General features: G+C 40.9%; 10 protein-coding genes and 1 tRNA gene. All 11 read left to right on the top strand.

Annotated elements, in window-relative coordinates; all coding sequences use genetic code 11:
- The first annotated feature begins 112 nt into the window (after nt 1-112).
- The 11 genes from I4V44_RS14410 to I4V44_RS14360 all read left to right on the top strand — a co-directional run bounded on the left by I4V44_RS14410 (nt 113) and on the right by I4V44_RS14360 (nt 12,016).
- Complete coding sequence (locus tag I4V44_RS14410) at nt 113-1,579, top strand: aminotransferase class I/II-fold pyridoxal phosphate-dependent enzyme (protein ID WP_118633643.1); 1,467 nt, start codon at nt 113-115, stop codon at nt 1,577-1,579.
- Between the two features lie 10 nt (nt 1,580-1,589).
- Nucleotides 1,590-2,177: a guanylate kinase gene (locus I4V44_RS14405; protein WP_008707981.1), complete on the top strand. Its 588-nt coding sequence runs from the start codon at nt 1,590-1,592 to the stop codon at nt 2,175-2,177.
- Nucleotides 2,178-2,229: 52 nt separating this feature from the next.
- A complete protein-coding gene (gene holB / locus I4V44_RS14400) occupies nt 2,230-3,219 on the top strand; it encodes a DNA polymerase III subunit delta' (RefSeq protein ID WP_008707979.1) in 990 nt (329 codons plus the stop codon).
- Nucleotide 3,220: 1 nt separating this feature from the next.
- Nucleotides 3,221-4,120: a PSP1 domain-containing protein gene (locus I4V44_RS14395; protein WP_025578483.1), complete on the top strand. Its 900-nt coding sequence runs from the start codon at nt 3,221-3,223 to the stop codon at nt 4,118-4,120.
- The gene (locus tag I4V44_RS14390; protein ID WP_118409410.1) at nt 4,113-4,853 is read left to right on the top strand and encodes a tRNA1(Val) (adenine(37)-N6)-methyltransferase; all 741 of its coding nucleotides are present in this window, start codon (nt 4,113-4,115) and stop codon (nt 4,851-4,853) included. The genes I4V44_RS14395 and I4V44_RS14390 overlap by 8 nt, the downstream gene beginning before the upstream one ends.
- Before the next feature lie 40 nt (nt 4,854-4,893).
- Entirely contained in the window at nt 4,894-5,745 is an 852-nt protein-coding gene (gene rsmI, locus I4V44_RS14385) for a 16S rRNA (cytidine(1402)-2'-O)-methyltransferase (protein ID WP_008707974.1), read from the top strand.
- A 197-nt stretch (nt 5,746-5,942) separates the two neighbouring features.
- Nucleotides 5,943-7,868: a DNA topoisomerase (ATP-hydrolyzing) subunit B gene (gene gyrB / locus I4V44_RS14380; RefSeq protein ID WP_118331274.1), complete on the top strand. Its 1,926-nt coding sequence runs from the start codon at nt 5,943-5,945 to the stop codon at nt 7,866-7,868.
- 19 nt (nt 7,869-7,887) lie between these two features.
- A complete protein-coding gene (gene gyrA / locus I4V44_RS14375) occupies nt 7,888-10,461 on the top strand; it encodes a DNA gyrase subunit A (RefSeq protein WP_196002871.1) in 2,574 nt (857 codons plus the stop codon).
- A gap of 2 nt (nt 10,462-10,463) precedes the next feature.
- A complete protein-coding gene (locus tag I4V44_RS14370; RefSeq protein ID WP_008707971.1) occupies nt 10,464-11,021 on the top strand; it encodes a hypothetical protein in 558 nt (185 codons plus the stop codon).
- 18 nt (nt 11,022-11,039) lie between these two features.
- Nucleotides 11,040-11,753, top strand: a complete 714-nt coding sequence (locus I4V44_RS14365; RefSeq protein ID WP_008707970.1) for a lysophospholipid acyltransferase family protein — start codon at nt 11,040-11,042, stop codon at nt 11,751-11,753.
- A 175-nt stretch (nt 11,754-11,928) separates the two neighbouring features.
- Nucleotides 11,929-12,016 (top strand) — tRNA-Ser (locus I4V44_RS14360).
- The last annotated feature ends 275 nt before the right edge of the window (nt 12,017-12,291 follow it).

The raw sequence follows: 12,291 nt of genomic DNA, 5'->3' as shown, positions 1-12,291 counted from the left end.
CCATATTTCAGGCACGAAAAGGCAATAATCAGTGGGAAATTTGGAACGAGTATTGGAAATTATAGCAATATGCATTATTTATGAGGATTGCTATAGTATAAAAAGGAAAAAAATGGAAAGATTATATAAAAAATTAGAAAGCTATGGGCAGTCTGACTATTATCCGTTTCACATGCCGGGGCATAAGAGAAACCGGGCATCTTCAGCAGATGATTTTCTTTTTGAGAGAGATATTACAGAGATTTCAGGATTTGACAATCTTCATCATGCGGAAGGAATTTTGAAAGAAGCACAGGAATATGCAGCTCAGATTTATGGGACAAAGAAATGTTTCTTCAGTGTAAATGGAAGTACGGCGGCTCTTCTGGCAGCAGTCAGTGCAAGTGTAAATAAAGGTGGGAAGATACTTGTCGCGAGGAACTGTCACAAGGCTGTTTACCATGCATTGTATTTACGTGAGCTTCAGCCGGTCTATATTTATCCACATGAAGACCAGAGACTGGGGATAAACGGAGGAATTTCCCCTGAACGTGTGGAAAGATATCTGGAAGAAAATACGGATGTGCAGGCTTTTCTGCTTACTTCGCCTACCTATGACGGCGTTGTGTCTGATATAAAGACAATTGCAGAAGTTGTACACAGACATAAGATTCCTCTTATTGTGGATGAAGCACATGGTGCACATCTTCATTATTCTAAATATTTTCCGGTGTCTGCTGCTGATCTGGGAGCTGACATTGTAATACAGAGTTTCCATAAAACGCTGCCATCTATGACTCAGACGGCGGTGCTTCATATATGCAGTGATATGGCAGATGTGGAAAAGATAAAGAGATTTATGGGGATTTACCAGACCAGCAGTCCGTCGTATATTCTGATGGCGAGTATGGATGCATGTATGGATAAACTGAGAAAAGACGGGCAGCAAATGTTTCGTGAATTTACCTTCAATCTGGAGAAGGCCAGACAGCGTCTTTCAAAGTGTGAAAAAATAAAACTGATCGAAGGTTCTATGATCGAAGGCAGTGGAATCTATGATTTTGACAGATCCAAGCTGTTGTTCTCCACAGTCGGAACTTCTGTTAACGGACACCTTCTCCATCAGATACTTCGTGACAGATATCACATTGAAATGGAAATGGCGGCTGAGAAATATGTTCTTGGAATTGCAGCAGTGGGAGATACAGAAGAGGGATTTGAGAGACTGTGTACTGCAATTGAAGAGATTGATGCAGAGATACAGCAAACAGATGAGTCGGAGGAATCGCAGTATCATACTTCTCATGCGAGAATGACACAGCTTATGACAATTTCTCAGGCAGTGGATGCGCAGCAAAGGCGATATTCTCTGAAAGAAAGTGTTGGCAAAGTCAGTGCAGAGTTTGCTTATCTGTATCCGCCCGGAATTCCGATTATTGTGCCGGGAGAGCAGATAACTGGACAATTTGTAAGAAATGTGAGAAGATACATGGAACAGGGGCTGGAAGTACAGGGACTCAGTGATACATCTGCTGAAACAATCTGCGTAGCTGCCCGAAATGAAATTGGACAGGAAAAATACAGTCCGGCAAAGGAATAACATAACAGATATGGGAAAGATTTTTTACATCATGGGAAAGAGTGCATCCGGAAAAGACAGAATCTATTCACTTCTGGCCGCACATAAAGAATTGAATCTGAAAACACTTATTCTGTATACAACCCGCCCGATCAGGGCAGGAGAGCAGGATGGAAAAAATTATTATTTTGTAGATGACGGAAAACTGGAAGAATTCAGAAAAAACGGAAATCTTATCGAGGAGAGAGCATATCATACGGTTTATGGGATATGGACTTATTTCACTGCAGATGATGGTCAGGTGAACCTTGCAGATTCCGATTATCTGGGAATCGGTACTCTGGAGTCATTTAAAAAGATGCGTAAATACTATGGGGAAGATGCAGTCTGTCCTGTTTATGTCCAGGTAGAAGATGGAGAAAGACTGAGTCGTGCTCTTAATAGAGAGAGAGAACAGGAAAATCCAAGATATGAGGAAATGTGCAGAAGATTTATTGCAGATCAGTCGGATTTTTCAGAGGAAAATATTCTGAACGCAGGGATAGAGAAACGTTTTCAGAATATAAATCTTGATGACTGTGTGAAAGAAATCGCAAATTATATAAAGTCTGTGCAATAGTTCTTCTTTTATGGTATAATATCTTACAAAACGGACTGGTGAGGTGATTCTTATGATGGGATTTAACAATATTATCGGACACGAAGAGATTATCGGACATTTAAAAAATGCAATAGAATCAGGAAAAATATCGCATTCTTATATTTTTACCGGCGAACCAGGTTCTGGTAAAAAGCTCCTCGCAGGGACTTTTGCGTCAACACTTCAGTGTGAGGCCGGAGGTACAGAACCCTGCCAGAAATGCGACTCCTGCAAAAAGGCGATGGGTAAGAATCATCCGGACATTATTATGGTCAGTCATGAGAAACCCGGAACGATCACAATTGACGAGATCAGAGATCAGGTGATCAATGATATAGATATCAGACCATATTACAGTCCTTACAAGATTTATATTATTGCAGATGCAGATCTTATGACACCACAGGCACAGAATGCTCTTCTTAAAACAATTGAAGAGCCGCCGGAATATGCAGTGATTCTTTTGCTGACTAATAATATCGGGGGACTGCTGCCGACTATTCAGTCAAGATGTGTTCGTCTTGATCTGAAGGTAGTGGATGACGGTCTTGTAAAGAAATATCTGATGGAGCATCTTCATGTTCCAGATTACCAGGCGGAGATTGACGCATCCTTTGCACAGGGCAGTATTGGAAGGGCAAAAGAAGCAGCTACTTCTCAGGAGTTTGCAGAGATGACTCAGAATGCACTGAGGATTCTTAAATATGCAAACACCATGGAAGTTTATGAACTGTCAGATGCGATTAAGAGTCTTTCTGAGGACAAACAGAATATCAACGATTATCTGGATATTTTCCAGTTCTGGTTCAGAGATGTCCTGATGTTTAAGGCAACACAGGAGATTGACAATCTGGTATTTAAACAGGAAATTAATTTTATCAGAGAACAGGCAAAGCAGCGTTCCTACGAGAATCTGGAGAACATTCTGGATTCTATTCAGAAGACAAAGGTACGTCTGAAAGCAAATGTTAATTTTGATCTGGCATTTGAATTGCTGTTCCTGACGATCAGGGAGAAATAGAATGACAAAAGTAGTAGGCGTGAGATTTCGTAATGTAGGCAAGATTTATTATTTCAGTCCTAAAGATTATGAAATTAAAACAGGCGATCACGTGATCGTGGAGACAGCCCGGGGAATTGAATACGGGAAAGTCGTACTTGCACCAAGAGAAGTAGGTGAGGAAGATGTTGTTCACCCTCTCAAAGAAGTTCTTCGTGTGGCAACAAAGGAGGACGACGAGAGAGAGGCACAAAACAGAGTCAGAGAGAGAGAGGCATTTAAAATCTGTCAGAAGAAGATTCGTGAACATGGTCTGGAAATGAAACTGATAGATGCAGAGTATACATTTGATAATAATAAAGTGCTGTTTTATTTCACTGCTGACGGCAGAATTGATTTCCGCCAATTGGTAAAAGATCTGGCAGCAATTTTTAAAACGCGTATCGAACTTCGCCAGATTGGTGTTCGCGATGAGACAAAGATTCTGGGAGGAATCGGTATCTGCGGAAGATGTCTGTGCTGCCACACATATCTGTCTGAGTTTGCACCGGTATCCATAAAGATGGCAAAAGAGCAGAATCTGTCCCTTAACCAGACAAAGATTTCCGGTGTGTGCGGAAGACTGATGTGCTGCCTGAAGAACGAGCAGGAAACATATGAAGAGCTGAATAAAAAGCTTCCGGGACTGGGAGATACAGTTACAACTCCGGATGGGCTTACCGGAACTGTACACAGTGTAAACGTGCTTCGTCAACGTGTAAAGGTAATTGTAGAGATCAATGACGAGAAAGAAATTCAGGAATTTCCGGTAGATGACCTGAAATTCAGACCGAGAAAGAAGAAAGTCAAAGTCTCTGAAAAAGAATTAAAAGAACTTGGAAATCTGGAAGATAAAAAAGGAGATTCCAAATTAAATGATTGATCAGCTGGTAAAAGATAATGAACGTATAGATGATCTTCAGAACGGATATTATGTGATACAGGATCCGGATAAATTCTGTTTTGGGATGGATGCAGTTCTTCTTTCCGGCTTTGCAAAAGTAAAAAAGGGTGAGACTGCTCTGGATCTGGGAACAGGAACGGGAATTATCCCGATCCTGCTTAAAACCAAAACAAATGGGAAACACTTTACAGGTCTTGAGATTCAGAAAGAGTGTGCAGATATGGCCGGACGCAGTGTCAGATATAATCATCTGGAGGACGATGTTGAGATCGTACGGGGTGATATTAAGGAGGCTGCTGATATTTTTGGGGCAGCTTCTTTTGATGTAGTGACAAGTAATCCGCCTTATATGATCGGACAGCATGGGCTTCGCAATCCGGATATGCCAAAAGCAATTGCCAGACATGAAGTACTCTGTAATCTGGAGGATGTGGTGAGCCAGGCATCAAAGGTTCTGAAAGAACGTGGAAGATTTTATATGGTTCACAGACCGTTCAGACTGGCTGAGATTATGAATGTTCTCACAAAGTATCGTCTGGAACCGAAAAGGATGCAGCTTGTATATCCATACATAGACAGAGAACCAAACATGGTTCTGATCGAGGCATTAAAGGGAGGAAATTCCAGAGTTACAGTGGAACCTCCTCTGATCGTATATAAAGAGCCGGGAGTCTATACAGAAAATATACTGAAGATTTATGATATGATTTAACCGAATTTTATTTGCAAAGTAATATGAGAGGAAACAAATTATGAGTGGTAAATTGTATTTATGTGCAACACCCATAGGAAATCTGGAGGATATTACACTCCGGGTACTTCGAACATTGAAAGAAGTGGATCTTATTGCAGCAGAGGATACCAGAAACAGTATTAAACTGCTGAACCATTTTGATATAAAAACACCTATGACCAGTTATCATGAGTACAACAAAATTGATAAGGCATATGTTCTGATCAGTAAAATGCAGGAAGGGCAGAATATTGCACTGATCACAGATGCGGGAACTCCGGGGATCTCAGATCCGGGAGAGGAGCTTGCGGCAATGTGTTATGAAGCGGGGATTGAAGTAACTTCTCTTCCGGGACCTGCTGCCTGTATCACTGCCCTGACTCTGTCCGGACTTCCAACCAGAAGATTCGCTTTTGAAGCATTTCTTCCGGCAGATAAAAAAGAAAGAAAACTGATTCTGGAAGAACTGAAGAATGAAACGAGAACTATCATTCTCTATGAGGCTCCTCACAGACTGGTAAGAACTCTGGAGGAATTGAAGGAAACTCTCGGAAATCGCAGAATGACTCTTTGCAGGGAACTGACGAAAAGACATGAGACTGCATTCCATACGACTATCGAGGAGCTGATCCTCTATTATCAGACAGAGAAGCCGCTTGGAGAGTGTGTGCTTGTGATTGAAGGCAGAAGCAGACAGGAGATGGAAGAGGAACAGAAGGCATCCTGGGAAAAAATTACCATAGAAGAACACATGGAAATCTATGAAAATCAGGGACATTCAAGAAAAGAGGCTATGAAAATGGTAGCAAATGACAGAGGAATGACGAAGAGAGATGTCTATCAGTACCTCATCAATAAAACCGAAGAATAAGATTAACATACAGAAGAATTCCCGTTTTCGGGGATTCTTTTTTATTCAGGCTGTGGAAAGGAACGGGCTTTTGTGCTATAATAAATTTGTATTATTATGTCCAGATACCAGAATATATTTGAAAACCTGTCTATAATTTTCACGCAGGGGTTTTCAGATATATTCTGGTGATAAGTATATATAACAGGAGGAAAGAAATGGGCGGAGAAAATACAGAATACGGAGCGGATCAAATCCAGATTCTGGAAGGTTTGGAAGCCGTACGAAAGAGACCAGGTATGTATATCGGAAGTACATCCGGCAGAGGTCTTCATCATCTGGTTTATGAGATTGTAGATAATGCGGTTGATGAAGCACTGGCAGGATTTTGTACAGAGATTCAGGTAGTCATTAATCCGGACAACTCTATCACAGTTGTAGATAACGGACGTGGTATTCCGGTAGGAATCAATCATAAAGCAGGGATTCCTGCTGTAGAAGTAGTATTTACCATTCTTCATGCCGGCGGTAAATTTGGAGGCGGAGGGTACAAGGTATCCGGTGGTCTTCACGGAGTAGGTGCGTCTGTAGTAAATGCACTTTCCACATGGCTTGAAGTAAGGATCTATCATGAAGGTAAGATTTATCAGCAGAGATATGAACGCGGTAAAACTATGTATCCTCTGAAGGTTGTGGGAGACTGCCAACCGGATAAGACCGGAACAACAGTTGTCTTCCTTCCGGATAAAGAAATATTTGAGGAAACAGTATATGATTATGACATTCTGAAACAGCGTTTGAGAGAGATGGCATTCCTGACAAAGGGATTGAAGATTTCTCTTAAAGATACCAGAGAAGGAATGGAAAGAGAGAAAATTTTCCATTATGAAGGTGGTATCCGTGAATTTGTAAGCTATCTGAACAGAAGCAAGGAAGCGCTTTACCCGGAAATCATTTACTGCGAAGGACAGCAGAACGGTGTGTCTGTAGAGGTTGCCATGCAGCACAATGACTCTTATACAGAGAACTGCTATGGATTTGTAAATAATATTAATACACCTGAGGGTGGTACTCATATTGTAGGTTTCAGAAATGCCCTGACAAAGACGTTCAATGATTATGCCAGAAAGAACAAGCTGCTTAAAGACAGTGAACCCAATTTGAGTGGCGATGATATCCGCGAAGGTCTGACTGCAATCGTCAGTGTTAAGATTGAGAATCCCCAGTTTGAAGGTCAGACAAAACAGAAGCTTGGAAACAGTGAAGCAAGAGGGGCTGTTGACAGCGTAGTGAGCAAGCAGCTTGAGATTTTCCTTGAGCAGAATCCAACAGTAGCGAAAACTACAGTAGAGAAATCAGTTCTTGCACAGAGAGCACGTGAGGCTGCACGTAAGGCTCGTGATCTGACCAGAAGAAAATCAGCACTTGATAATATGTCACTTCCTGGAAAGCTTGCAGACTGTTCAGATAAGAATCCTGAGAACTGTGAAATCTACATTGTAGAGGGAGATTCCGCCGGTGGCTCTGCAAAAACAGCCAGAAATCGTGTAACACAGGCTATCCTTCCACTGAGAGGTAAGATCCTGAATGTAGAGAAAGCACGTCTGGATAAGATTTATGCAAATGCAGAGATCAAAGCTATGATCACAGCTTTCGGAACAGGAATTCATGAAGATTTTGATATCAGTAAACTTCGTTATCATAAGATTATTATTATGACTGATGCCGATGTCGATGGTGCGCACATCGCAACCCTTCTGCTGACTTTCCTGTATCGTTTTATGCCTGAGCTTATCAAACAGGGATATGTGTATCTTGCACAGCCGCCATTATACAAGGTGGAGAAGAACAAGAAAGTATGGTATGCATACGACGATGATGAACTGAATCAGATTCTGACAGAAATCGGACGTGACGGAAATAACAAGATCCAGCGTTATAAAGGTCTTGGAGAGATGGATGCAGACCAGCTTTGGGAGACGACAATGGATCCTGAGAAACGAATCCTGCTTAAGGTTACCATGGATGAGGCTGCGACTTCTGAGATTGACCTTACATTTACTACACTGATGGGTGACAAGGTAGAGCCGAGACGTGAATTTATTGAAGAGAATGCAAGATTTGTAAAGAATCTGGATATCTGATAATAGGGAGAATAGATAAATGGAAGATAATATTTTTGACAAAGTCCACGAGGTGGATCTGGAAAAGACCATGAAGGACTCTTATATTGACTATGCCATGAGCGTTATCGCTTCCAGAGCACTGCCTGATGTAAGAGATGGTCTGAAACCGGTTCAGCGACGTGTATTGTATTCCATGATAGAACTGAATAATGGTCCTGACAAACCGCATCGTAAATGTGCGCGTATTGTCGGTGATACAATGGGTAAATATCATCCACATGGTGACAGTTCTATTTATGGAGCACTTGTAAATATGGCACAGGAATGGTCTACCAGATATCCGCTGGTAGACGGACATGGAAACTTTGGTTCCGTAGATGGTGACGGGGCAGCGGCCATGCGATACACTGAGGCACGTCTGAGTAAGATTTCCATGGAAATGCTGGCAGATATTAACAAAGATACTGTTGACTTCCAGCCAAACTTTGATGAAACAGAGAGAGAGCCGGTTGTACTGCCGTCCCGTTATCCGAATCTTCTGGTGAACGGAACTTCAGGTATTGCAGTAGGTATGGCTACCAATATCCCTCCTCATAATCTGAGAGAGGTTGTGGATGCTGTTGTCAAGATTATAGACAATATCATTGAAGAACAACGCGAAACGACTATGGAAGAGATTCTGGATATTGTAAAAGGTCCTGATTTTCCTACAGGTGCGACGATTCTTGGAAGAAGAGGGATTGAAGAAGCATACAGAACAGGTCGTGGTAAGATTCGTGTACGTGCAGTGACAAATATTGAGACTCTTCCAAACGGAAAGTCCAGAATTATTGTCACAGAGCTTCCGTATCTGGTAAATAAAGCGCGTCTGATCTCAAAGATTGCAGAACTTGTAAGAGATAAAAAGATTGACGGAATCACAGACCTGAATGACCATTCCAGTCGTGAGGGAATGAGAATCTGTATTGATCTGCGCAAGGATGCAAATGCAAATGTAGTTTTGAATTTACTGTATAAGCATACGCAGTTACAGGATACTTTTGGCGTAAATATGCTTTCACTTATTCCGAATAACGGAAGTCTGGAACCGAAGGTATTAAACCTGAAACAGATGCTGGAATATTATCTGGCTCATCAGGAAGATGTAGTGACCAGAAGAACGAAATATGACCTGAATAAAGCAAGAGAGCGAGCTCACATTTTAGAAGGTCTGCTGAAAGCACTGGACAATATTGATGAGGTGATCCGTATTATCAGAGCTTCGCAGAATGTGCAGATCGCAAAACAGGAGTTAATGGATCGCTTTGAACTGACAGATGTTCAGGCACAGGCAATCGTAGATATGCGTCTGCGTGCTCTGACAGGTCTGGAAAGAGAGAAGCTGGAAGCAGAGTATGCTGATTTAATGGAAAAAATCCGTAAATACGAGGCTATCCTTGCGGACAGAAGTCTTCTTCTTCGCGTGATTCGGGAAGAAATTCTTGCAATTGCAGAGAAATACGGAGACGACAGAAAGACTTCTATCGGATATGATGTATACGATATTTCTACAGAGGATCTGATTCCGAGAGAGAATACAGTGATCACAATGACCAAACTTGGATATATTAAGAGAATGACAGTAGATAATTTCAGAAGCCAGAACAGAGGTGGAAGAGGAATCAAGGGAATGCAGACTCTTGAGGATGACTACATTGAAGAACTTCTGATGACAACTACCCATCATTATCTGATGTTCTTTACAAATACAGGAAGGGTATATCGTCTGAAGGCATATGAGATTCCGGAGGCAGGACGTACTGCAAGAGGAACTGCGATTATTAATCTGTTACAGCTTATGCCGGGGGAATGCATCACTGCAGTAATCCCGCTCCGCAAATTTGAAGATGGTCATTATCTGATGATGGCTACGAAGAATGGCCTGATAAAGAAAACACCGATTAAAGAATATGCGAATGTGCGTAAAAACGGACTGGCAGCTATCACATTGCGTGATGATGATGAACTGATCGAGGTTAAGCTTACAGATGATAAGAAGGATATAATACTTGTTACAAAAGATGGTATGTGTATCCGTTTTAAAGAAACAGATGTAAGAAGTACAGGCAGAACTTCTATGGGCGTACGCGGTATGAATATCGATGATGGAGACGAAGTGGTAGCAATGCAGCTGAATTCTCAGGGAGATTGCCTGCTGATAGTTTCTGCAAATGGTATGGGTAAACGTACTTCTATGGGTGAATTTACCTGTCAGAATCGTGGCGGTAAAGGTGTAAAATGTTATAAGATTACCGAGAAAACCGGTGATGTAATCGGAGCAAGAGCTGTAAATGAAGATAATGAAGTAATGCTGATCACTACGGAAGGTATTATCATCAGAATCGCCTGCGCTGATATTTCCATTCTTGGAAGAATTACATCGGGTGTAAAACTGATCAATCTTACAGAGGGTGTCACTGTAGCCAGTGTAGCTAAAGTGAGAGATAAAGAAGAAAAAGATACAAATGCACAGCAGGCAGCAGTGGAAATTACGGACAGTGCAGAAACAGAAGAATCTGATCAGCCGACAGATCAGGAGATACAGGATGAGAACAGAGGGGAAGAGGAATAACCATGAAGAAATGGTACAGATATCTTGCAGCCGGAGTGTTGGTATTACTGACACTCTGTGTGGCAGGATGCGGGGGAGTGAGTCATAAATCACCGGAAAAAGTAACAGAGGAATTGATTCAGTCCTATACTGACGGGAAAGAAAAGAAAGTGAAGGAGTGCTATAACCAGGCAGATAATACAGAAGCAGATCTTCAGGCAGAGATTACAGCAACACTCAAATATTTTGCGGCACATAATCCTAAGAAAGTATCTGTTCAGGATTGTGAGATCCTTTCTGAAAATGACAAGTACAGTTATGTATACATAACCTACAATCTGATCCTGGAGGATGATCAGGAATATCCATGTGTTGGAACTTATATGGTTGGTAAACAGGATAAAACTTATTATATCATGGCACCATCACAGATCACAGATGATATGAAAACTCAGGCGGCTACAGCATATGTCCAATTTATGAAGACAGATGCTTACAAGACGTATACCAAAGCATATGAAACATTTATCAAGAAGAATCCGGGATATGAAGACAAAATTTCGGAAAAAGCAGGAGTGTAATATATCGAGGGCAAAAAAATGAAAAGAATATTACTGATGGTATTTAGAAATCTCTTTTTTGTTCCATATGGATGGTTTAAGTTATGCTGGTATGCATCGCATGCAGAACGTTACAGTGAAGAACAGAGATATCAGCTTCTTAAATATGTAGATAACAGAGCAGTGAAAGGCGGTAATCTGGTAATTGACGGTCATGGTATGGAAAATATTCCAAAAGAAAATGGGTTTATTTTCTTTCCCAATCATCAGGGATTATTTGATGTACTTGCAATCATACAGGTGTGTCCGGTACCTTTCTCGGTAGTGGCAAAAAAAGAGCTGACAAACGTACCATTTCTGAAGCAGGTATTTGCATGCATGAAAGCGTTTATGATTGACCGTGATGATGTCAAACAATCTATGCAGGTAATCATTAATGTTATCAAAGAAGTAAAGGCAGGAAGAAACTATCTGATTTTTGCCGAGGGAACCAGAAGCAAAGACGGCAATCATCCGCAGGAATTTAAAGGTGGAAGTTTTAAAGCTGCAACGAAATCAAAATGTCCGATCGTACCCGTAGCACTGATTGATTCTTATAAAGCGTTTGATACGGGATCTGTCAAAAAACTTACAGTGCAGGTACATTTTCTGGAACCCATATACTATGATGAGTATAAAGATATGAAAACAACAGAGATTGCAGCAGAGGTAAAAAAACGTATCGAAGCGACAATAACACAGTATACTTCTTGATGGAAGTATGAAATTTGCAAGTCCTGAAACCGGATTTTAGGGTAAAAATAAAAAATATGAAAAAAAGTAAAAAAACCTGTTGACAAAACAGGTTTTTTTACATATAATTACAAATGCGCTTCGGGAGATTCCAAAGTGCATTCGAATTTAATATTGAACTATTAGTTCGGAGTCTGGAGAAGTACTCAAGAGGCCGAAGAGGTGCCCCTGCTAAGGGTATAGGTCGCTAACGCGGCGCGAGGGTTCAAATCCCTCCTTCTCCGTTTTTATTTTTTGGAAAACAAAAAATAAATAAAAAAAGATGTTGACAAACACTTGAAACTATGATAAAGTAAACAAGCTGTCAACAAACAGTAAATCGGTTGAAAAAGATTTGAAAAAACTTAAAAAAGTTCTTGACAAATCAAAAACAACATGATAAAATAAACAAGCTGTCGCAAGACAGACAACCTTGATAACTAAACAGTGAAACACATACGATTCTCGAAAATTCTTTACATTTTTAAGAACGGTTTGAAAAACCAAAAACAGTAAAACG

Origin of the sequence: Blautia sp. 1001283B150304_161114_C9 (genome assembly GCF_015668165.1) — a bacterium.
Taxonomy (GTDB): domain Bacteria; phylum Bacillota; class Clostridia; order Lachnospirales; family Lachnospiraceae; genus Blautia_A; species Blautia_A wexlerae.
Note: the sequence above shows the minus strand (reverse complement) of the source record. Positions and strands in the feature narration are given on the sequence as shown.